This window comes from Streptomyces bambusae (assembly GCF_020532645.1).
Classification (GTDB): domain Bacteria; phylum Actinomycetota; class Actinomycetes; order Streptomycetales; family Streptomycetaceae; genus Streptomyces; species Streptomyces bambusae.
In genome coordinates this window covers 1-21,909 of sequence record NZ_JAJAUZ010000076.1, presented here as the reverse complement: position 1 = coordinate 21,909, position 21,909 = coordinate 1, and the positions used below count along the sequence as shown (strand labels likewise).

At 73.2% G+C, this 21,909-nt stretch carries 21 protein-coding genes; 17 read left to right on the top strand and 4 right to left on the bottom strand.

All coding sequences use genetic code 11. The annotated features are described in order from the left end of the window. Positions 1-126 precede the first annotated feature (126 nt). A complete protein-coding gene (locus LG634_RS32840) occupies positions 127-477 on the top strand; it encodes a hypothetical protein (protein ID WP_226739361.1) in 351 nt (116 codons plus the stop codon). A 49-nt stretch (positions 478-526) separates the two neighbouring features. Here the strand turns inward: LG634_RS32840 and LG634_RS32835 are convergent, their stop codons facing one another. Next, entirely contained in the window at positions 527-922 is a 396-nt protein-coding gene (locus tag LG634_RS32835) for an ASCH domain-containing protein (protein ID WP_226739359.1), read from the bottom strand. 219 nt (positions 923-1,141) lie between these two features. Between LG634_RS32835 and LG634_RS32830 the strand changes: the two genes are divergently transcribed. The 7 genes from LG634_RS32830 (at position 1,142) to LG634_RS32800 (ending at position 11,677) form a co-directional block, all read left to right on the top strand. Next, positions 1,142-2,632, top strand: a complete 1,491-nt coding sequence (locus LG634_RS32830) for a HEAT repeat domain-containing protein (RefSeq protein WP_226739357.1) — start codon at positions 1,142-1,144, stop codon at positions 2,630-2,632. A gap of 288 nt (positions 2,633-2,920) precedes the next feature. Next, positions 2,921-3,112: a hypothetical protein gene (locus LG634_RS32825; RefSeq protein WP_226739356.1), complete on the top strand. Its 192-nt coding sequence runs from the start codon at positions 2,921-2,923 to the stop codon at positions 3,110-3,112. Positions 3,113-3,206: 94 nt separating this feature from the next. Continuing rightward, positions 3,207-5,624, top strand: a complete 2,418-nt coding sequence (locus LG634_RS32820; RefSeq protein WP_226739355.1) for a tetratricopeptide repeat protein — start codon at positions 3,207-3,209, stop codon at positions 5,622-5,624. A gap of 460 nt (positions 5,625-6,084) precedes the next feature. After that, a complete protein-coding gene (locus LG634_RS32815; protein ID WP_226739354.1) occupies positions 6,085-6,477 on the top strand; it encodes a nuclear transport factor 2 family protein in 393 nt (130 codons plus the stop codon). An 89-nt stretch (positions 6,478-6,566) separates the two neighbouring features. Beyond that, on the top strand, positions 6,567-8,558 hold the full coding sequence (locus LG634_RS38065; RefSeq protein ID WP_264203897.1) for an ATP-binding protein: 1,992 nt from the start codon (positions 6,567-6,569) through the stop codon (positions 8,556-8,558). Between the two features lie 171 nt (positions 8,559-8,729). Next, a complete protein-coding gene (locus LG634_RS32805; RefSeq protein WP_226739353.1) occupies positions 8,730-10,280 on the top strand; it encodes an MFS transporter in 1,551 nt (516 codons plus the stop codon). 41 nt (positions 10,281-10,321) lie between these two features. After that, positions 10,322-11,677 (top strand): carotenoid oxygenase family protein, encoded by a 1,356-nt coding sequence (locus LG634_RS32800; protein WP_226739352.1) that lies wholly within the window; start codon positions 10,322-10,324, stop codon positions 11,675-11,677. Between the two features lie 623 nt (positions 11,678-12,300). On the opposite strand, the gene LG634_RS32795 is transcribed toward LG634_RS32800, so the two are convergent. Next, positions 12,301-12,858, bottom strand: a complete 558-nt coding sequence (locus LG634_RS32795; protein ID WP_226739351.1) for a Uma2 family endonuclease — start codon at positions 12,856-12,858, stop codon at positions 12,301-12,303. Between the two features lie 189 nt (positions 12,859-13,047). Here LG634_RS32795 and LG634_RS32790 point away from each other — a divergent pair, with 189 nt between their 5' ends. Next, positions 13,048-13,671, top strand: a complete 624-nt coding sequence (locus LG634_RS32790; RefSeq protein WP_226739350.1) for a histidine phosphatase family protein — start codon at positions 13,048-13,050, stop codon at positions 13,669-13,671. A gap of 9 nt (positions 13,672-13,680) precedes the next feature. Here the strand turns inward: LG634_RS32790 and LG634_RS32785 are convergent, their stop codons facing one another. Both LG634_RS32785 and LG634_RS32780 read right to left on the bottom strand, forming a co-directional pair. Then, positions 13,681-14,220, bottom strand: coding sequence for a hypothetical protein (locus tag LG634_RS32785; RefSeq protein ID WP_226739349.1), 540 nt, complete (start codon positions 14,218-14,220; stop codon positions 13,681-13,683). Further along, positions 14,217-14,669, bottom strand: a complete 453-nt coding sequence (locus LG634_RS32780) for a cytidine deaminase family protein (RefSeq protein WP_226739348.1) — start codon at positions 14,667-14,669, stop codon at positions 14,217-14,219. The genes LG634_RS32785 and LG634_RS32780 overlap by 4 nt, the downstream gene beginning before the upstream one ends. A 264-nt stretch (positions 14,670-14,933) precedes the next feature. On the opposite strand from LG634_RS32780, the gene LG634_RS32775 reads away from it, so the two are divergent. The 8 genes from LG634_RS32775 to LG634_RS32740 all read left to right on the top strand — a co-directional run bounded on the left by LG634_RS32775 (position 14,934) and on the right by LG634_RS32740 (position 21,773). Continuing rightward, positions 14,934-15,176: a hypothetical protein gene (locus tag LG634_RS32775; RefSeq protein ID WP_226739347.1), complete on the top strand. Its 243-nt coding sequence runs from the start codon at positions 14,934-14,936 to the stop codon at positions 15,174-15,176. A gap of 38 nt (positions 15,177-15,214) precedes the next feature. After that, the gene (locus LG634_RS32770; RefSeq protein WP_226739345.1) at positions 15,215-15,331 is read left to right on the top strand and encodes a MerR family transcriptional regulator; all 117 of its coding nucleotides are present in this window, start codon (positions 15,215-15,217) and stop codon (positions 15,329-15,331) included. 23 nt (positions 15,332-15,354) lie between these two features. Then, positions 15,355-15,873, top strand: coding sequence for a recombinase family protein (locus LG634_RS32765; RefSeq protein ID WP_226739343.1), 519 nt, complete (start codon positions 15,355-15,357; stop codon positions 15,871-15,873). Between the two features lie 591 nt (positions 15,874-16,464). Beyond that, positions 16,465-17,472, top strand: coding sequence for a hypothetical protein (locus tag LG634_RS32760; RefSeq protein ID WP_226739341.1), 1,008 nt, complete (start codon positions 16,465-16,467; stop codon positions 17,470-17,472). Between the two features lie 9 nt (positions 17,473-17,481). After that, positions 17,482-18,030, top strand: coding sequence for a GNAT family N-acetyltransferase (locus tag LG634_RS32755; RefSeq protein ID WP_226739339.1), 549 nt, complete (start codon positions 17,482-17,484; stop codon positions 18,028-18,030). A gap of 127 nt (positions 18,031-18,157) precedes the next feature. Then, positions 18,158-18,577: a hypothetical protein gene (locus tag LG634_RS32750; RefSeq protein ID WP_226739337.1), complete on the top strand. Its 420-nt coding sequence runs from the start codon at positions 18,158-18,160 to the stop codon at positions 18,575-18,577. Continuing rightward, entirely contained in the window at positions 18,574-20,421 is a 1,848-nt protein-coding gene (locus LG634_RS32745; protein WP_226739335.1) for a tetratricopeptide repeat protein, read from the top strand. Before LG634_RS32750 ends, LG634_RS32745 begins: the two co-directional genes overlap by 4 nt. An 80-nt stretch (positions 20,422-20,501) precedes the next feature. After that, entirely contained in the window at positions 20,502-21,773 is a 1,272-nt protein-coding gene (locus LG634_RS32740) for an IS256 family transposase (RefSeq protein WP_226739333.1), read from the top strand. The last annotated feature ends 136 nt before the right edge of the window (positions 21,774-21,909 follow it).

The window sequence follows — 21,909 nt, the reverse complement described above, 5'->3', positions numbered from 1 at the left end:
CACGGTGAGATTACCGCTCGGATATCGGGCCGTCACGGTCCGTCACAGGATTCTGACGGCATGATCCGGCAAGCCACGCAGAAGAAGGCAACGGACGCCGCACCCGGACCCATGGTGCCCACCCGCATGGCAGACCGACCGGGCGGCACCAGACCGTGCACCTACTGCCCCCGGCCCGGTGCCGACGTGTGCATCCGCACGAACCCCGCCAGTGCCGAAGGCGCCGCGCCGCACCTCTACGCCCACCGCGCATGCGCCTCAAAACTCGATGTGCCCCCGGTGCACGCCTTCGCCGACGGGACGACAGAGCTCCTGCCCGCGTGCCGGCTGGGCGAGCACGGCTACTGTCGGCCCGGCGCGGTGCGCACCTCCTACGCCGACCTGGCCCTGCCCGCCCGCCGCTGCGACTGCCCGTGTCACACGGACTGCGCCTGCCACGCGCATTGGCGAGTCCCGGCGGAGCAGGTCGACACATAGGCCTCGTTCGATCGCACGCCACGCAGACCGGACGGCGGCGGCCGGGGTGTTACGCCGCCTCCCCCGGCTCCTCCTCCGCCAGCAGGCGGAAGGACAGGCAGACGACCGGGGTGTCGGGTTGGGCGGGGGTGCCGATTTTGGTCCAGAAGGATTCGTGGACGGTGCGCCAGGCTTCGAGGGTGGGGTCGCCTTCGCCTTCTGCCTGGGCGTGCGACCAGGGGACCTGGTCGAGGGGGAGGACCCGGACGGCGGTGATTTCGATCGTGGCCTGCTGCCGGCCGGAGTTGTCGAGGAGGGCCAGGCGTTCGCCGACGAACTCCAGGCCTTCCGTTTCGTTCACGTACTCCTGGAGGAGGCCGGTGGTGGCCCGCTTCTCGCCGGACAGGACGAGTGCGTTCAGCCGGTCGCGCAGCCTGCCTTCGGTGCCGAGCTCCATGGTGCGCATGCCGTTCACCCTCGGCCACATGCTGTGGGTCCCCTCCGACGTGAATCGATTCGCGGCACCAGCATAAAAGGGTGCCCCGACCGGCCAGGGGGGGAGAGGCCGGTCGGGGCCGTGCCCCGAGCCGGCGGGGGGGAGGCCGGCCGAGGCAGTCCATTGGATGAACGGTCAACGAGTCTACGTGGTTCCCGGCTGCAGAAACGAATTGAGAAGATCACTTCCATGACAGCCTGGGCAGATAACACCACAGAAACGGCGTTCGGCACGGTCGCCACGACGGCCGCGGCCCGGAACGAAGCCGTACGGCGGCTCACGGCCGACACCGCCCTCCACGCGGAGTGGATCGTCGGCCTGGCCGTGAACCCGGCCGCGCCGGACGACGTACAGCTCCGGGTGTTCTCGGCCGACCCGCTGCCCCGCGCCCGGCACTGGCTCGCATACTGCCGGCTGACCCCGGTGGCGGCCCGCACCGCCGCCGCACACCCCGACCCGGACGTCCGCCGGACCGTGGCCGAGAACCCGCAGCTGCCGGCCGCCGAGCTGGCAGCCCTGGCGGAAGACCCGGATCCGAACGTGCGCCGCGCCGCCGTGTTCTGCGCCGGCGATTACGCCGTCGCGCTGCCGGCCCGGACGGTCGTACGGCTCGCGGCCGACCCGGAGCCCCGCATCCGGTACTTCGCCACCTGCCTGCCCGGCCTGCCCGACGCGCCACTGCACACCCTCGCGCAGGACCCCGACCCCCGCGTCCGGGCCGCCGCTGCCCACTCCTGGGACCGCCTGCGGCCCGACATACGGTCGGTCCTCACGGCCGATCCGGATCCGCAGGTCCGCCGGGCCGTCGAGCGGGCCACGCACACCGAGCCGCCGCTGCCGACCACCGTCGACGGGTTCCTCGCCGAGACGGCGGAGGGCCGGCGCCGCGACACCGCGCACCGGGCGCCCGTGGACGCCGCGCTCGCCGCCCACCTGGCCGCGCACGAGGACGCGGCTCTGCGCCGGGCGGCCGCGGCCAATCCGCACCTGCCCACCGGGCTCGCCCTCTCCCTGGCCGGTGACCCGGACCCCGCCGTCCGGCTGGCCGTGTCGCTGCGGGCGGACCTCACCGAGGCGCAGCGCGCGGCTGTCGACCATCCCGTGCCGAAGGGCCGCCGCCCGGTGCCGGCCTGTGTGGAGGAGCGTTTCGGCGACCCGGCGGCGCTCCGCGCGTTCGCGGCCTCGGGGCACGTGCTGCTGCGGCGCGGCGTCACGTGCGCGCCCGAGCTGCCGGCGGACGTGGTCGCCCGGCTGGCCGCCGACGAGGACTACTTCGTACGGCTCATGCTCTGCGAGAACGACCACGCCCCGCACGAGCTGCTGCTGGAGATGTTCGCCGACTGGGACGGGCTGAGCTGGGGCTCGCTGGCGCACTGCAGCTCCTTCGCGCGCCCCGGTCTCGCCCGTTTCGCCGACGACGCGAACCCCCGGCTCCGGTACGCCGCCCTGTTCGACCCCGACGCCGGCCCGGACCTCGTCGAGCGGCTGACCCACGACCCGGACGCCATGGTCGGCGGGCACGCCGCGGGCGACCCGCGGCTGCCGCTCCCCCGGCTGGTCGCCCTGCTCGGCGCGGACGGCCGGCCGCGCGAGGCCGCCCGCAATCCGGCGCTGCCGGTCGCGCTGATGCACCGCCTGCTGGACATCGCGGAAGCGGGCGGCAGCGGCGGCCGGTCCTGATCCGCACCCGGGCCTGATCCGCGCCCGGGCCCGCAGCCCGGACCCCGCCGCCCGGCCCGCAGCTCGCCCGGCCGTCCGCCGCCGGTCGTCCCCGCTGCTCGCGCCACCTCGGAAGTCCGGTCGCTTCGGTCGCTTCGGTCGCTGCCGGCATGGCCGCCGTACCGGCTGCCGTACCGGCTGCCGCCAATCGGCTGAACGAAGGGACGCGCCGGGAGCTGCGGGGAGGGCGGGCGGGCGGACGTCCTAGCTTGGGGGCTTCCCCGTCCCTCCTGCCGAGAGGTGTCTGTCATGCGTCCCTTCCTCACCGCCCTTGCCGCCGGCGCGATCCTGTTCGGCGGCGCCGGTGTCGCGAACGCCGACGTGAACATCGACTACCACCCGCACACCTCGTACACGATCGTCTTCGGCGACTGGCTGCAGTTCGCCGCCGACGACGTCTTCAACGCGGGCCACGACAACACGGTCGGCTCCGACAACTGACGGTCCGCGCCCGCGGTCTTCCGGCTTCACCGGATGTCCTGCCCCGTCCACGGCTACGTTGGCCTGGACGGGGCAGGTCGCGGTGGGGGGCGGGATGGCAGTGGGCGGCGACACGGGTCGGTGGGGGCGCGACAAGCCGGGTGCGCGGGCGGTCTCCGCGGACGGGAACATCGCGCTCGGGGTCACCGGCGACCACAGCCCGACCACCGTCGCAGGCGATGTCGTCGCCGGTGACAAGGTCAGCACGCACCACCATCATCATGCGGCCGCCGCGCCTCCGGTGACCTGGCCGCTGCGGCTGGGTGCCGTGCCGCTGCTCGCCACCGCGTTCCAGCCCCGGCCCCGGCTGCGGGCCGCCGTCGACGCCGCCCGGGCCGCCGCCGGCTCGGCCGTCCTGACGCAGGTCCTCGCCGGCGGCGGAGGCGTCGGGAAATCACAGCTGGCGGCCGCGTACGCGAGCGAAGCGGTGTCGGCGGGCGTGGACCTCGTGATGTGGGTGCCGGCAGGCGAGGCGCAGCAGATCGTCGCCCTGTACGCGCACGCCGCCCGGCTGGTCCGGGCACCCGGGGCCGAGGGCCGTGAGCCGGAGGCGGACGCCCGGGCGTTCCTCGACTGGGCGGCCGCCACCGACCGGTCCTGGCTGGTGGTCCTCGACGACGTGACCGACCCGGACGCGGTCGGCCCCTGGTGGCCGGCCGGCCCGAACGGCTGGGTCCTGGCCACCACCCGGCTCGGCGACGCCCGGATGACCGGCGGCAACCGGACCCGGGTCGACGTCGACCTCTACACGCCCGAGGAAGCGGTCGGGTACCTCGGGACCCGGCTGGCCGGCGAGGGCGCCGCCCACCTCCTCGAAGACCGGGCCGCGGACCTCGCGGAGGCCCTGGGCCGGCTGCCGCTGGCCCTCGGGCATGCCGCCGCGTACCTCGTCAACGAGGACCTCACCGCCTCCGCGTACCTCGCCCTGCTCGCCGACAGCGGGCAGCACCTCGGCGGGCTGCTGCCCGGCTGGGCCGACACCGAGCAGTACGGCCGCGGCGTGGCGGCCGCGCTGCTGCTGTCGCTCGGAGCGGCCGGCCGCTCCTGCCCGGGCGGGCTGGCCGACGCGGTCCTGCTGGTCACGAGCCTGCTGGATCCGGCCGGGCATCCCGAATCCGTGTGGCAGAGCCCCGACCTCCTGCACCGCCTGTCCCAGTCCACCGGGCAGGACGTGACCTGGGCCCAGGCCCGTGCCGCGCTGCGGGTGCTGCACCGCTACCACCTGATCACGTACGACTCCCGCGCCGCGCACCGGCAGATCCGCATCCACGCCCTGACCGCCCGGGCCACCCGCGAGGCCGTCCCGGTGGAGGCCTTGCCGGCCGTGCTGGAGATGGCGGCCGACGTGCTGGTCTCCGTGTGGCCGCGCCCCGACCACTTCGAGCGCGACCTGGCCGCCGTACTGCGGGCCAACGCCGCCGTGCTCATGCACCACCACGCCATGCGGCCGTTCCGCGACAGTGCCAGGGACGGGGACGGCGCCCACGAGATCGAGTTCCGCGCGGGTCTCAGCCTGGAGTGGAACGGCTTCCACCAGGCTGCGGCGGACCACTGGGCGGCGCTGGTCTCCCGGCTCGGGGAGGCTCTCGGGCCCGACCACCCCGACACCCATTCCGCCCGCGGCTTCCTCGCCACCTCCTACCGTCTGCTCGGGCGCCTGGGCGAGGCGCAGGTGCTCCAGGAGCAGGTCGTGGGCGCGTTCGACCGTCTCCTGGGCCCCGACCATCCCCGCGCCCAGACCGCCCGCAACAACCTCGCGCTCATCCATCTCGACTTCGACCGCCCCGAGCGGGCCCTGCCGCTGCACGCGCGGATCGTGGCCGCGTACGAGCGCATCCTCGGCCCCGACGACCTCGACCTCCATGCGGCCCGGAGCAACCTCGCCCACTGCTACTCGGGCCTCGGGCGGCCCGCGGAAGCCCTGCCGCTGGAGGAGCCGGTCCTGGCCGCGTACGAGCGTCTCCTGGGCCCCGACCACCCGCGGACCCAGCGGTCGCGCAACAACCTCGCCGCCACCTACGTCGCCCTGGACCTGCCCGCGGCGGCCCTGCCGCACCTGGAGGTGGTGCTGGCCACGGGGGAACGCCTCCTCGACCCGGACCATCCGGAAGTCCATTCCGCGCGGGCCAACCTCGCCGCCGTCCTGTTCCAGCTGGGCCGCCTCGAAGAGGCGCTGCCGCTCCAGGAGCGGGTCCTGGCGGCGCGGGAGCGCCTGCTCGCCCCCGACCACCCCCTGCTGCAGGTCGCCCGGGTGAACCTGGCGAACACCTACTACCGCCTCGGGCGCGCCGAGGACTCCCTGCCGCTGGAAGAACAGGTCCTCGCCTCGCGGGAGCGCCTCCTGGGGCCCGACCATCCCAAGACCGAGACCGCCCGCGGCAGTCTCGGCGCCACCTACCGGGCGCTCGGGCGCGGCGAGGACGCGGAGCGGCTGTGGGACGGGGTGCGGCGGGCGGCGGGCGACGCCGGCTGAGGACGCGCGGCCGGGGAGGGTCAGCGCGTCGGGGCCGGTCCGCCCGTTGCGGCTGCTCAGCGTGTCGGGGCTGCTCAGCGTTTCGGGGCTGCTCAGCGTGTCGGGTCCGGTCCGCCCGTCGCGGCCGGTCCGCCCGTCGGCCCGGCCCCGTCGGCCGTGTGCACGGCCCGCCAGGCGGCCATCGAGCGGTCCCACCGGTCGCCGCCGGGTTCCGTCAGCGACGCGGGACGGTCGTGTCCGCGACCGGGGTCGTCCCACCGGGCGGGGCGGAACCGGCGTACCGGCGCCGGTGCCGCGCACGGATCGCGGTTACCGTGGGTAACCGAAGTGGATACGCCGCGTTCTGAACGGGCGTCAGAGTCAACTCGTACGGCCGTTCGCCCGTCCTGCATGCCAGGGGGGAGCCGCGCTCCCGGTCCCTCCCGACCTCCCCATTGCTGCAGACCACTTGGAGACTCCCTTGACGGCCACCGGCATCGCCCGCGCCCTCGACGACTTGCTGTTCGCCCCGCTGCCCGACCTCGCCGAGGCCATCGACCGGCACTTCGCCCCGGACTACCGGCAGCGCACCAACGGTGAATGGGGCGACCGGGACGGCTTCGCCCGGCACATGGCGCGGCTGCGCGAACTGGTCCGCAGCGGCCACGTGGAGGTACACGAGGAGCTGCGCGACGGGCTGCGCTACGCCGACCGGCACACGGTCACCGTCACCAAGCACGACGGCCGGACCTCCCGCATCGAGGTGCACCTGTTCGCCGAGCTGGCCGCCGACGGCCGCTTCCGGCGGGTGGACGAGTCCACCCGGCTGGTGGACGGGCCGGCCGGGGACGCGGCGCTCGCCCATGTGCAGTAGCGCGGGCGGGACCCCGGACATGCATCAGGAACAAGAACAGGAGCAGGAGCAGGCGCAGGAGCAGGAGCACGGCGGCGGAAGGGGTGGGCATGGTCTCCGTCGGTGAGCGCCTGAGCCGGGCGCGGGTCCGGACCTTCATCGGCCGGGGCGACGAACTCGGTCGGTTCTCAAGGGCGTTGTCCGGCGATCCGCAGGCGCCGTTCGCGTTCTACGTGTACGGGCCGGGCGGCATCGGGAAGTCGACGCTGCTGCGCCGGATGGCCGACCGGGCGCGCGCCGAGGGACGGCTGCTCGTGGAGCTCGACGGCCGGTTCGTCAGCAGGGACCCGGCCGAGTTCGAGCGTGCGGCGGGTCCGCTGCTGGACGTGGCGGGGACGGTCCTGTTCGTGGACTCCTTCGAGCACTGCCAGTGGCTGGAGAGCCGGCTGTGGCAGCACTTCCTGCCACGGGCCGCGGACGATTCGCTGGTCGTGCTGGGCGGGCGGCGGCCGCCGCAGCCGCAGTGGGCCGCCGACCCGGCCTGGGCGGGGCTGCTGCACGTGGCCGAGCTGGCGCCGTTCTCCGAGGAGCAGGCACGGCGGCTGCTGACGGCGGCGGACATCCGGCCGGAACTCCGGGACCGGGTACTGCGGTTCGCCGGCGGCAACCCGCTCGCCCTGTCCCTCGCCGCCGCCGCGGGTTCGGCGGGCTGCGGCCGGGAGGAGATCTGGGCCCCGTCGGCGGACGTCCTGCGCACCCTGCTCGCCGGGCTGATCGGCGAGGTGCCGACGGCGGCCCACCGGCGTGCGCTGGAGGTGGCGGCGCAGGCCCACGCGACGTCCGAGGAGCTGCTGGCGGCGGTCCTGCCCGACGAGGACGCGCACCTGCTCTTCGGCTGGCTGCGCGAGCTGCCGTTCATGGAGGCCACCGGTCGCGGGCTGCACCCGCACGACGCCGCCCGCGAAACGCTCGCCGCCGACCTGCGCTGGCGGGCGCCGCACGCCTTCGAGACGGTGCGGCAGCGGCTGGCGGACGAGTACCTGCGGGTGCTGCGGGAGGCGCCCGAGGACCGGGTGTGGACGGTGACCGACGAGCTGTTCTACCTCTACCGGGAGGGCGAGACGCTGGCCCGGCTGCGCACCTGGTCCCGCGAGGACGAGGTGCACGACCGGCCGTTGCACCCGGACGACCTGGACGTCGTCCTGCGCATGGCCGAGGAGACCGAGGGTCCGGAGTCGGCGGACCTGGTGCGGTACTGGGCGCGGCGCCGGCCGGAGGCGTTCAGCGTCTACCGGCTGGTGAGCACCGGCCGGATCGTGGCGTTCACGGCCCGGCTGGCGCTGCCGGCGCCGCCCGACCCGGCGGACCTGGCCGCGGACCCGGTGGTCGCGGCCGCGTGGGCGTACACGGAGGCGACCGCGCCGGTGCGGCCCGGCGAGCACATCGGCATCAGCCGCTTCTCGGTCTACCCCGGGCAGTACCAGGTGCCGTCGCGGGTGATCGACCTGAGCAGTTCCCGGGCGCAGGCGGAGGCGGCGCGGGCGCGGGGCCGGGCGTACGGGTTCGCCGTGTTCCGGGACGCGGAGGCGTGGGGCGAGCGGGTGCGGGGGACGCTGGAGGACACCGGGGCGCGGCCGCGGGTGGGGCCGTACACGTACGGGGTGTTCGGCGTGGACTGGCGCGGGGTGCCGGTGGAGTCGTGGCTGATGCGGTTCATCTCGCCGGCGGCGCCCGCCTCGGCCGGGCCGTCGCCGTTCTCCCGTACCGCCTTCGACCGGGCGGTACGGGAGGCGCTGACGCACTGGCGGGACCGGGACGCGTTCGCCGCGTGCGCGCTGCTCCGGACCCGGCTGGTGGCGGATGCGGCCGACCCGGTCGAGGAGCTGCGCACGCTGGTACGGGACGTGGTCGAGGACCTGGCGGGCGACCCGCGCGGGGTGCGGGCCCGGGACGCCCTGGCGGCCGGCTACTTCTCCGGAGCCCCGACGCAGGAGGCTGCGGCGCGGCGGCTGGGCCTGCCGTACGGGACGTACCGGCGGCACGTGCGGCAGGGGCTGGACCTGCTGTGCGGGGTGCTGTGGGGGCGGGAGGTGGCAGGGTAGGGAGCCCCGGGGCGGCTCGCCGCCGGGGGTGTGCCGCGGCGCCGGGTGTGCGCCGTGGCCCGGGTGTGCGCCGGGCCGCCGGGGCGGCTGGACAGGTGCGGACAGGAGTGGACAGTGCCCGCGGCCGGCGGGCCTGGTGGGTGGACAGCGGGCGGCACGAGTCTGTGCGGCATGAACGCAGTACGGACTCAGACGGGCCGGGCCGGCTCCGCCGCCGCATCGGACGCCGCATCGGCCGCCGCATCGGCCGCCGCATCGGCCGCCGCATCGGCTGTCGCCGGGGCACGGCCGGGAGCGGTGCTCTCGGCGCTCGCGGCGGCACAGTTCACGGTCATGCTCGCGACCTCGATCGTCAACGTGGCGCTCCCTCAGATCCGGGCCGGGGCCGGGCTCTCGGACGGCGGCACCACCTGGGCGGTCAACGCGTACGGGCTGGCCTTCGGGGCGCTGCTGCTGGCCGGCGGCCGGGCCGGTGACCTGCTCGGCCGGCGCCGGGTGCTGCTCGCGGGGCTCGGTCTGTTCGCGGCGGCCTCGGCCGCGGCGGGTCTGGCCACGACGCCCGGCGTCCTGATCGCGGCGCGTGCCCTGCAAGGGGTGGGGGCGGCCGCGATCGCCCCGGTGGCGCTCGCCCTGGCACTGGCCCGCTCCCCCTCGGGGCCGGCCAGGGGCCGGGCGCTGGGCGTGTGGGGTGCGGTCTCCGGCGCGGGCGGGGCGGGCGGCGTGCTGCTCGGCGGTGTGCTGACGGAGGCGTGGGGGTGGCCCTGGCTCTTCCACTCCGTGGCGGTGGGATCGCTGCTGGTCCTCGCGGCGGTGGTGGTGTTCGTGCCGGGAGACGGCGGGGGTCGTGGTGGGGGCCCTCGCGGACGGTTCGACCTGAGCGGGGCCGTCGTCGTCACGCTCGGCCTGACCTCCCTGGTCTGGGGGCTGACCTCGGCGCGGTCCGCCGGCTGGGGCGACGGCGCGGTGCTGGGGTCGCTGGCCGCGGCGGCCGGGCTGCTGGCGGTGTTCGGCGCCGTCGAGCGGCGTCGGACGGACGCGCTGCTGCCGCCGCGGCTGTTCCGGACCGGCGGGGTCGCGGTGGGCAATCTGCTGATGGCCCTGATGGGTTCCGTGTGGATCGCCCTGTTCTTCTTCCTGCCGCTGTACCAGCAACACGTCCTCGGGTCGGGCCCCTTGGCCACCGGGGCCGGGCAACTCCCCTTCGCCGCGGCCAACATGCTCGGGTCCACGCTCGCCCCGCGGCTGGCCCGGCGGATCGGCGCCACGGCGACCGTGACCGCGGCACTGCTCACCGAGGCCGCCGGATTCCTGTGGCTGTCACGGATCGACGCGGGCGGCGGCTACCTCACCGATCTGCTCGGTCCGACGGTCGTGGTCGGCCTGGGGTTCGGCGTGGCGTTCGTGCAGCTCACCGCACTGTCAGTGGAGGGCGTACCGCCGCAGGACGCCGGGCTCGCCGGTGGCCTGGTGAACACGACCCGGCAGGTCGGCGGGGCGATCGGGCTGGCCGCGCTGACCACGCTGGCGGGGTCGGTCACGGCCCGCACGGCCGTCGCACACCCGGCGGCGGAGGCGCTCACCGCCGGCTACCGCACCGCCTTCGCAGTCTCGGCCGCGGTCGTGGCCGCCGCGGCCGTACTCGCCCTGCTGCTGGGGCGGGGCGGCGCGGGAGCACGTACGTCCCGCAAGTCCCTTCCTGCACAACACATCCAAAACACCTGACGCCAAATCAATCAACAGCTCACCGAAAGGGGTTACTCACCATGACCAGCACCGCCAAGCCGCCCTACCTCACCGGCCACTACACCCCCGTCGTCGACGAGGTCACCGCCACCGAGCTCACCGTCGAGGGCACCCTGCCGCCCGAGCTGACCGGCCGGCTGATCCGCAACGGGCACAACCCCAAGCCCGGCATCACCCCCGCCCACTGGTTCAAGGGCAGCGGCATGGTCCACGGCATCCGGCTGCAGAACGGCCGCGCGGAGTGGTACCGCAACCGCTGGGTGCACACCCCCGCCCTCGACGGCGCCCCGTACATGACCGAGCACGGACCCGACCTGACCGCCAGCACCGCCGGCACGCACGTCATCGAGCACGGCGGCCGGCTGCTGGCCCTGTGCGAGGCGAACCTCCCGTTCGAGCTCACGCCCGAGCTGGAGACCGTGGGCGCGTACGACTTCGGCGGCCGGCTGCGCGGGGCGATGACCGCGCACCCCAAGGAGGACCCGCTGACCGGGGAGCTGCACTTCTTCGGGTCCTCGCCGTTCCCGCCGTACCTGATGTACTACGTCGCCGACGCCAAGGGCGGCATCGTGCACAGCGGCGAGGTCCCGGGGGCCACGGCCGCGCTCAAGCACGACTTCGCGCTGACCCGCCGGCACGTGGTGTTCGCCGAGGGCAGCGTCACGTTCGACCCGGACGAGCACTCCGGAATCCCGTACGGCTGGAGCGACGAGCAGCCCGCCCGGATCGGCGTCATGCCGCGCGGGGCGGGCGGTGCGCGGCACATCCGCTGGTTCTCGATCGAGCCGGGCAGCATGCTGCACGTGTCCAACGCGTTCGAGGACAGCCTGGGCCGCATCGTGCTGGAGGGGCCGACGGTGGACCGGGAGGGGTTCCGGCTCTCCTGGAACTGGTGGGTCGGCGCGCCGGACCGCGGCACCGAGCCCGGGGTGCGCTCGTACACCCGGCGCTGGGTCGTCGACCTGACCGACGGCACGGTGGACGAGCAGATCGTCGACGACCTGCCGGTGGAATTCCCCACCCTCAACGAGGCGTACCTCGGCGCCGAGAACCGCTACCAGTACGCGATCGCCTTCCCCGACGAGAACGGCTTCGGCGGCTACGGGATCGTCAAGTACGACCGGACCACCGGAGCCCGCCGGATCCAGCCGGCCGGTGACGCCCGGCTGCCGAGCGAGGCCGTCTTCGTCCCGTCCGCTCAGGCCGCGGCCGAGGACGACGGCTACCTCCTGACGGTCGTCTCCGACCTCAAGCAGGACGCCTCCCACCTCCTCGTCCTCGACGCCTCCTCCCTCACCCGCGTCGCAACCGTCCACCTCCCCCGCCGCGTCCCGGCGGGCATCCACGGCTCCTGGATCCCGGACACCGACCGCTGACCGGTCCCGCCACGCCGTCCACCGGGGCGGCCGTGCTCTGCACTGCTGCGGAGTACGGCCGCCGCTTCCGGTTCCGGGTCCGGACGGGGATCCCACGCCGTCCGGGAAGCGTGCGTGACACAACGCAACCCTCTCCCCTGAACCGCGAAATCAAGCCATCCGAAGGGGTGTTGTTCCAGCCCTGCTCGGCGTACGGTGACCCCACCACCCCGGAGGAGCCGGCGCCTCCAACCCGCTCTCCCCACCGCCGGCCAACCCCCGCCGCCCTCCCCCGCGCGGCGGGGGTTCCCCTTGCCCGGAACGCCGGACCACACCCGACCCCGCGACCGCGACCGCGAGACGGACCATCCCCGCAGGTGCGGGGGCGTGACCCAGGTGGTGTTCGAGTGGCGGGGCGAGGGCCGGTTGCTGCCGTGAGGTCCGGAGCTGCGGGATGGAGCCGAGCTTTGCAGCGATGGGCGAGCCACACTATCGGCGGCCTGGGTGTTTTGCCCGATATGAGCGGCGTGTCGGAGGGGTATTCGTTGCGGCGTTTCCGAAGGTGAGTCGCTTCGGTCGCTTCAGTCGCTGGTGCCGGGGCGGACACGGCCGATCGTTGTTCGAGCCGACGGGCCGGCCGTGTGTCAGAGATTGCCGGTGTCGAGGACCAGGTCGAACGGCTCTGGAAGGCGGATCGGCGTGCCGAACGGGTGGGGGCCGTCCACCCGGGTGTAACCGAGGCGGCCCGGTTCGGCGAACAGGGTGGCTGACTGTTCCATCCGGTCGATCAAGAGGTAGAGCGGAGCACCGTACTCGGCATAGCGGCCGCGCTTGACGATGCGGTCGGTGTCCGCGTTCGACTCGCTCGTCACCTCGACGATGAGCAAGGTCTGGTCGGGAACCAGTGCGGAACCGCCCTTGGCGAGCTCCTCGGGGACGACTGCGATGTCCGGCACGTACCAGTTGGACGAACCGGGCAGGTCCAGGTTTCCCGACCCTTCGACGCAGCCGAGGTCCTCCACTCTGGCCGCGATCTGCCGGCGAATCAGCTTGGCCGCACGCTCGTGGTCCCAAGTAGGCGTCACTGGCTCGATCGTCCCTTCGACGATCTGGACCCGATCACCGCGGATGTGCTGCACGGCGTACTTCAAGGCCCGTTCCGGATCGATGCCGGCGCTGTAGTCGGCGGCCGAAGTGCTCATGGTGCGGCTCCCTTCTGCAAAAGCCAGCGTATCGGGGTCGGGTCCCCCCCCATGGTTGCGGGCCGTCCGGCACGGACCACGGAGGTGACACGCCATCGGCCGACCTCGCACCGCCCCGGAACCGCCCCGCGGAGATCGGCGTCCCTCAAAGGGTCCGCAAGATCGACCGGAATTCAGTCGGGGGCTCGCATGACCGGCACGGCTGATCGTTTCCTCTACCTCACCCGTCACGGTGAGGCGACCGCCGACGAGAGTGCGCTGAGCGCTGCGGGGCGGGAGCAGGCCGGGTTGCTCGGGGAGCGGCTTCGGGGGGTGCCGTTGGCGGCGGTGCACCACGGGCCGCCGGCCCGGGCCGCGGAGACCGCACGGCTGGTCGGCGAGCGGCTCGACGGGGTGCCGCTCCGGGAGTCCGACGCCGCCGGGGACTACGTACCGTACGTGCCGGCGCGGGAAGAGCTGCCCGCGGAGGCGGCCGACGGCATGCTCGGGTTCCTGGACGGCTTTCCCGCCGAGGAGCGCGAGCAGGGCCCCGGGCTCGCGGCGGCCGCGCTCGCGCAGTTCACCGGGCCCGTCCTCGGGGACGAGCCGCGCCACGAGCTCGTCGTCACCCACAACTTCCTCGCCGGCTGGCTCGTACGGGCCGCCCTCGACGCCCCGGCATGGCGCTGGATGGGCATCAACCACGCCAACGCCGCGCTGACGGTGATCCGTTACGCGCCCGGCCGGCCGCCCGCAGTGCTGATGTTCAACGACACCGGGCACCTGCCGGCCGCGCTCCGCCGGACCGGGTTCCCGAAGGAGCTGCACGTCTGACCGGAACGGTCACCCGGCCGCCCCGGTCTCCCCGGCCGCCCCCGTCTCCCCGGCCAGGCAGGCGTGACACAGGCACCGGTCCGGATGCGGGCTCCGCGGCGCGATCTCGGCGCGGTACTGGCGCGCGTACCGCTCCAGCGTCTCGCAGACCTCCGCCGTCCGCTCCGGACCGGTGAAGCCGCCGGCACGGTGCGCCGAGCCCAGCCGTTCCAGCACCCGCGGGGTGTGCACGAGCTTCGGGCGGAAGCTGTGGAGGTGGCGGGTCGCCGTGTCGATGACGATCCAGCGCCCGGTGTGCCGCTCGCGTCCCACCGCCGTGACCCGGTCGCCGCCGGGACCCCAGTACACGCGGGCCACGTACACCTTCGCACCGCCCTTGAACGACTTCGTGCCGGGGCGCAGTTCCCGGCCGCCGGGGCCGCAGCGCCGCCAGGCGACGACGTTCGCGGCGGCCAGCCACACCGGCTCGGCGTCCGGCCGCGGGACGGGCTGCGGGACGGGCTGCGGGAGAGGCGGCAGTTCCGGCTCGTCCGGGAAGGGCCGGTTCATTCGGCATCCACTTGGTGGTCGGCCCAGACGTAGCTGTCGGGCAGCAGGTCGGCAACCGGGACGCTGCGGATGCGGTCGCCCGCGCCGACGATGACCTGGAGGCCGGGGAAGTAGTCGAGGAGGACCTGCCGGCACCGGCCGCAGGGCGGTACGACCCCTCGGTCCCGGTCGCCCACCGCCACGATCGTGCGCAGCGCGTACGCGCCCTGCGCGGCGGCCGTGCCGATGAGGACCAGCTCGGCGCAGGGGCCGCCCGTGAAGTGGTACGCGTTCACGGCGGTGATGATCCGGCCGTCCTCGGCACGGGCCGCGGCCGCCATGGTGTGGTTGTCGCCGCGGCAGCGGGTACGGGCGAGGTGCGCGGCGGCCGCCACGAGTTCGTGGTCGACGGGGTGGCCGGTCGTCGTCGGGTCCGGCCGCTCGGCCCTGGGTCTGGTCTGCTCGGTCATCGGCTCTGCGTTCGTCGGCTGGGCGGTGGGGATTGAACGGTGGGCTTTGGACAGTGGCCAGTTGACGTTCGCGCAGGTGCCGTCGGGCAGGCAAGCGAATATCGGGGCGGTCGGGCGGCCGGCGAACCGCCGCCGCCCGGTGCACCTTCCCCGCCGCGCGATGGGCTGACGCGGTCGCGTGCACCCGCGTACCGTGGGCGCGTGAAGCGTCAGCCTCCGCAGCCGGGGAGCGACCGGTACCTGTGCCCGGCGAACGCTCCCGAGGTGGCCATGGCCGTGCCGGCTTCCGTTGCCGCCGCGAGGGCCGAGCGGGAATACCGTGACCGCCTGCGCGACATCGAGCACGAGCACCCCATGCTCAACCTCGCCGAGAAGGTCACCCACTTGGATCGTTCACCGAGCAGACTGCCCCGGCTGAGGAAGGCCCGGCCGCAGGCCGGTCGTCAGAAAGACGATCACCGGCCCGGCAGAGGGCTGAGGACCGGCGGCCGGGTTGGCAGCAGTTGATTCGGTTGTAGGCCGCGGTGGGTCATACAGTCCCCCACATGAGTGATGCGGGTGATGTGTGGATCTCTTCGGGTAAGGCGGCGAAGAGGCTGGGGGTGTCCACGCGGACGTTGCGCCGCTACACCCTGGAAGGGGTGTTGGAGAACCGCCGGTAGCCCGGGGGCGGAGGGTGTTCCGGGTGGGGGATCTGGACGCCGCGGCTCGCCGGCGGGGTAACCCGGGTCTGCTGGAGACCGGGTCGGTGGTGCTGTACGGGCGGGCGTCCTCGCACCGGCAGCGGGCCGAGGGCGATCTGAACCGGCAGATGGATCGTCTCCTTGTGGCAGCCGGGGGCCGGGTCGTGGCCGGTGAGTTCACCGATGTCGCCTCGGGGTTGTCGGACAAGCACAAGGGGATGCGGCGGGCGCTGCGGGCGTGTCAGGCTGAGGCGGTGACGGTGCTTCTGGTGACGCACGAGGAGTGCTTGGCCCGGTTCGGTGCGGGTCTGCTGGCGGAGGTGGTACTGCCGTCGTGGGGGTGCCGGCTGGGGATCGTGGGCGGGGACGAGGAGCTGGAGGGCAGTGAGGAGGAGGATCTGGCGCGGGACATGCTCGCGGTCGTCACCTCGTTCTCCGGCCGGTTGTACGGCGCCCGGTCGGCGAAGGTGCGCGCCCTTACTACGGCGGTCAAGTCCACCACTGGGTATGGTGATTTGTAGGCCTTAGTTGGCCATGCGTGGGATTTTCCTTGTTGGTTGAGGAAGGCATTCGGGAAGGTGTGGTGATCGTGGCGGGAAAGCGCCGCAGGAAGCGCAGACTCCGGACGATCGCAGCCTCCTTCACTGTTTCCGCGCCCACCGGCGCCCGCATTCGTGACCGCGCCCGTGTCAGCGCCGCGGATGCCGAGGTGCTGCGCCGGGTCGGCGTCCACCTCGGCCGCCACCAACGCGCCGACCTCGCCGAGCGGATCGGCCTGGGCAAGGTCGCGGTCAAGGACAACCAGCGCGCCCCGCGCAAGAAGTCCCTCACGGCACTCTCCTCCTCCCGCTGGGCCGGGGCGATGACCCGCGCCTCGGAGGACCAGTACCAGCTCTCCACCCGCGCCCTCTTCGACGAGCGCGCGTCCCTGCGCCGCGCGGTGCGCACCGTCGAGAAGCGGGCTGGAGGTCCCGTGCGGGCAGCGATCGAAGAGCGGCGTCCGTGGCTACCCCACCCAGGCCGAGCGCTTCGAGAAGCAGCGCCGTCTCCAGGTCCTTCGGGGTCGTCTCGCGGCCGTCGAGTCGCGCATCGACGCCGGGCGGCCGGCGATCGTGGTCGGCGGCCGGCGCCTGCTCAAGACCCGGCACAACCTCGCCGACGCGCAGCTGACCGTCGAGCAGTGGCGGCAGCGGTGGGACGCCGCCCGGCTGTTCCTGACCGCCGACGGAGAGTCCGGCGCCCCGTACGGCAACTACACGATCACCGTCCACCCGGAGACGGGCGAGGTGACGATGGTGCTGCCCGAGCCGCTGCGGCATCTGGCGAACACAGCCCGTGGCCGCTACCGGTTCTCCTTCGCCATCACCTTCCACCACCGCCGCGAGGAGTGGCTCGACCGCGCCACCGCGAACCGGGCCGTGCGCTACGACTTCGTCCACGAACCGGCCCGTGACCGCTGGTACCTCGACGCCTCCTGGGGCGCCGAGCCCGCCGCCCTCCCCACCCCGGAAGAAATCCGGCAGTCCGGCGGGCGGCTGCTCGGCGTCGACCTGAACGCCGACCACCTCGCCGCCTACATCCTCGACGAGCACGGCAACCCCGTCGGCGCACCGATCACGGTGCCCCTCAACCTGACCGGCCCGACAAGCCAGCGGGACGGCCGACTGCGCGCCGCGATCTCCGAGCTGCTCCGCATCGCGCGCGGGCACCGGTGCGCGGGTATCGCGATCGAGAACCTGGGCTTCGACGACGCCTGCGCCACCGGCCGCGAGACCATGGGTCGAGGCCGACGCGGGAAGACCTTCCGCCGGACCGTCGCCGGTATCCCCACCGCCCGCTTCCGCGAGCGCCTGCGGTCGATGGCCTTCCACGCCGGCCTCGTCGTCATCGCCGTCGACCCGGCCTACACCAGCATCTGGGGCGACCGCTATTGGCGGGCCCCGCTCCAGCAGACCAACCAGCAGACCACCGTCACCCGCCACCACGGCGCCTCGGTGACCATTGGACGACGCACCAACTCGCGCTGCTCCCAGACCCCGAACACCGTTCGCGGGGTCACCGGACCAGTCCGGTTTCAAGCGATTCGGCCAGCAATAGCCAATATCGCTAAGAACGGTTAGGTTGCGGCCATGACCGAACTCCCATCCGACGCCTGGCCCACCGCCCCCATTCGGACCGAACGGCTCGTGCTCCGCGCGTCCGAAGCCCGGGACCGGGCCGCGTTCATCGAGTTGTTCGCCTCTCCGGAGGTGGGCACGTACACCGGTGGATCGCGGCCGCGCGCCGAACTCGAACGTGCCGTGCCGGAGGTGCCCGGGCAGCGGCCCGGCCTGTTCGTGGTGGAGCTCGACGGGTCGATGGTCGGCATGGTCACGCTCGACCGGCGCGGCGCGGAGCGTCCGGGGCACGTCCGGCCGGACGGCGGCGAAACCGAACTCGGCTACCTGTTCCTGCCGGAGGCGTGGGGGTACGGGTACGCCGCCGAGGCGTGCACGGCGGCACTCGGCTGGTTCGCCGGCGCCCTCCCCGACGAGCCGGTGGTGCTCTGCACCCAGACCGCCAACACCCGCGCGATGCGCCTCGCGGCGAAGCTGGGCTTCACGGAGGCGGACCGTTTCGAAGAGTGGGGTGCCGAGCAGTGGTTCGGCGTACTGGCCACTCCCCCGGTCACACCGTAAGGCCGAGCGGGGACGCCGCCCGGGTCACTCTCCAGTCGGCGCGAACCGGGGATGGCGCGCCCGGGCGGGGAATAGGTTGGGGAAGAGCGCGGGAGACAGGCTCTTCGGCCCGACAGTGGGGGTTGGCATGGCAGTTCAGGGTGGGGCGCGGCGTGCGTGGCAGGTGGCGGCCGGGGTGTTCGCGGCAGGGCTGATCGGCTGCCTGGTGGCCATGGCTGCGGTGGACCTCGACAAGGCCGACAAGATGGCGAGCGTCATCGGGGCCGTCGTGAGCGTGATCGCGCTGGCGGTGTCCCTGTGGGTGCTGACCCGGCCGGAGGCACCCGCACCGCAGACGGGTGCCCGTTCCGTGCAGGCCGACGTCATCGGCCGTGCGATCACGGGGGACAACAACGTGGTCACCGGCCAGGCCCCGCAGGTGCCGGCACCCACGACCCCGCCCGCGGCCGCGCCCGGCGGCGACCTGGCCCGCCCGGGCGATCGCGGCGTCGTCGGCCGTACCGTCGGGGAAGCCATCACCGGGGACGGGAACCAGACCCGGCCGTGACGAGCAGGTGGTGGCAGCGGAGCAAAGGCGAGGACCGCGGCGGCAGCCGGGCGCCGACAGCAGGTGAGCGCGGGATTTCGGCGGGCGAGCGGCTCGGGCTGGGCATCAGCGGTGACGGCAACCGGACGGACATCGCCGGGGACTTGGTCACCGGCGACAAACACGTCCACGCGGCAGCCGCGCCCGCCCCGGTCGCCTGGCCGTTGCGCGTGGGCGCGGTCCCGCTGCTCGCGACCGCGTTCCAGCCGCGCCCGCGGCTGCGGGCCGCCATCGACGCGGCCCGCAACGCCGGCGGGCCCGCCGTCCTCACCCAGGTGCTGTCCGGCGGCGGGGGTGTCGGCAAGTCCCAGCTGGCCGCCGCGTACGCAACGGAGGCGGTGGGTAAGGGTGTTGACCTCGTCCTGTGGATCCCGGCCACGGAGGTCCAGCAGATCGTCACGCTGTACGCCCAGGCCGCCCGGCTCGTACGGGCTCCCGGCGCGGACGGCGCGGATCCGTTGGCCGACGCGCGGTCGTTCCTGGCCTGGGCTGCGACGACCTCCAGGTCCTGGCTGGTCGTACTGGACGACGTAACGGACCCCGACGCGGTCGGGCCGTGGTGGCCGGCCGGGCCGAACGGGTGGGTGCTCTCCACCAGCCGTTTGCACGACGTGCGGATGACCGGCGGCAACCGGACGCGCATCGACGTCGACCTGTACACGCCCGAGGAGGCCGTCGACTACCTCGAAACCCGGCTCGCGGGCGAGGGCGCCGGTCACCTGCTGGAGGGCCGGGCCGGTTTGCTGGCGGGGGAGTTGGGCCGGCTTCCGCTCGCGCTCGGCCACGCCGCCGCGTACCTGGTCAACGAGCGCCTCACCGCCACCGCGTACCTGCAACGGCTGGCGGACAGCGGCCGGCACCTGGACGAGCTGCTGCCCGGCTGGGCGGACACGGAGCGCTACGGCCGCGGAGTCGCCGCCGCCCTCCTGCTCTCCCTGGCCGCCGCCAACCGGACAGGACCGGTGGGCCTGGCCGAACACGTCCTCCGGGTCGTCGCCCTGCTGGACCCGGCGGGGCACCCGGAGTCGCTGTGGCGTACCGACGCCCTTCTCGGCCACCTCACGGAACAGCGGCCGGATGGCGTACCGCGCGAGCAGGTGACGTGGGAGCACGCCCGCTCGGCGCTGCTGGCCCTGGACCGGTACCACCTCATCACGTACGATCCGCGCTCGCCCCACCAGCAGATCCGCATCCACGCCCTCACCGCCCGGGCCGTCCGCGAGACGACTCCGGCCGCGCATCAGCCCCGGCTGGCCCTGCCGATTGCAGATGCTCTGAACGAGGACTGGCCGGACCCGGAGGAGCCCCACCGCGAACTGGCCGCAGTCCTACGCGCCAACACCGACACCCTCCACGTCAACGTCCGCCCCCACCTCTGGTCCGGTGAAGTGCACTTCGTCCTCTTCCGGGCCGGGAACAGCCTCTTGCGCGTCGGCCTGTACAGCACCGCCCACGACTACTGGCAGTTCATGGTTCGCCTTGCTTCCGACATCCTGGCACCGGACCACCCGGACACCCTCACGATCCACAACAACCTGGCCACTGCTCTGTCCCGACTCGGTCACCATGACCAAGCCCTCAACCTCAAGGTGCAGACACTCGCAGCTCATGAGCGCATCCTCGGCCCCGACCACCCCGAAACCCAGCTTGCCCGCAACAACCTGGCGACCACCTACCACTACCTCGGACGCCACCACGAAGCACTGCCTTTTGCGGAACAGGTCCTCACCTTGACGTTTAACCTCAGTGCGGCAGTTCCACGACGGGCAGCAGTATCAAGGCCAAGTCGGCGCGGATGTGTCTGAAAGATCGTGTAAGTCCGTGATGTGGCAGCCTGGCACGGGGCTCGGCCTCGGGCCTGTGGGCCAGGCGGATCGGACGAGTCATGACAGACAAGACAGAGCCAGTCGCCTCGGCGGCCGGTGACAAGACGGTCGATGAGGTGGTCGAGCGGCTGCTCGACAAGGCTGACGCCTCCGGGACGGCCCTGCTGGGTGAGGGCGGGCTGCTGACGGAGATCACCAAGGCCGTGCTGGAGCGGGCTCTGGAAGCCGAGATGAGTGAACACCTCGGCTACGAGCGTGGGGATCCGGCAGGTCACGGGTCGGGGAACTCGCGGAACGGGACCTCGCCGAAGACGGTCCTGACCGATGCCGGCGTGGTCACGCTCGGGATTCCCAGGGACCGCAACGGTGACTTCGAGCCGCGTCTGGTGCCGAAGAACGCCCGCCGGCTCGCCGGGTTCAACGACCGGATCCTCTCGCTCTACGCCCGCGGCATGAGCGTGCGCGACATCCGCTCCCACCTCGCCCAGATCTATGGGGTCGAGGTCAGCCCGGACCTGATCAGCAAGGTCACCGACGCGGTCATCGACGAGCTCGTGAGCTGGCAGAACCGGCCTCTGGACGCGGTCTGGCCGATCATCTACATCGATGCGCTGTGGGTGAAGATCCGGTCCGGTTCGGTGTCCTCGAAGCCCGTCTACCTGGCTGTCGGCGTCGACATGGACGGCCGCAAGGACGTCCTCGGGCTGTGGGTCGGCTCCGAGGGCGAGGGTGCCACGACGTGGATGGCGGTGCTCTCCGAGCTGCGGAACCGGGGCATCGAGGACGTGTGCATCGTGGCCTGCGACGGCCTGAAGGGCCTGCCCGACGCGGTCACCGCGACCTGGCCCAAGGCCACCGTCCAGACCTGCGTGATCCACCTGACCAGGACCTCGCTCCGGCTGTCGTCGGTGCGGGACCACCCGAAGCTGCTGCCCGCGCTGAAGGCGGTCTACACAGCGCCGACCGAGGCGGCCGCCGAGCAGGCCCTCGACGCGTTCGAGGCGTCTGAGCTGGGCGAACGCTATCCGGCGATCGTGCGGACCTGGCGTTCGGCCTGGCCTGAGTTCACGCCCTACCTGGCGTTCCCGCCGGCCATAAGGACGGTGGTCTACTCCACGAACATGGTCGAATCGATCAACTCGCGGCTCCGCAAAGCCACCCGCAACCGCGGCCACTTCCCCTCGGAACAGGCCGCGTTGAAAGTCCTCTACCTCGCGGTCCGCGAGCAGATCAACCCCAAAGCGCGCGACGCCAACCACGTCGCCGCACACTGGAAAGAAGCACTGAACCAGTTCTCACTCTTCTTCGAGGACCGGCTCAGCATCCAATGACACCACCCGACTTACACAAGATCGCTGACACGCCCGTCGGCGCACGCTCTGGAGCCTGGATCCAGCATGGTCACGGACCTGTGTTGCCCTCGAAGGCGCCCAGGTTGATCAGGCTTATTCGGTCGTCCCAGGCATC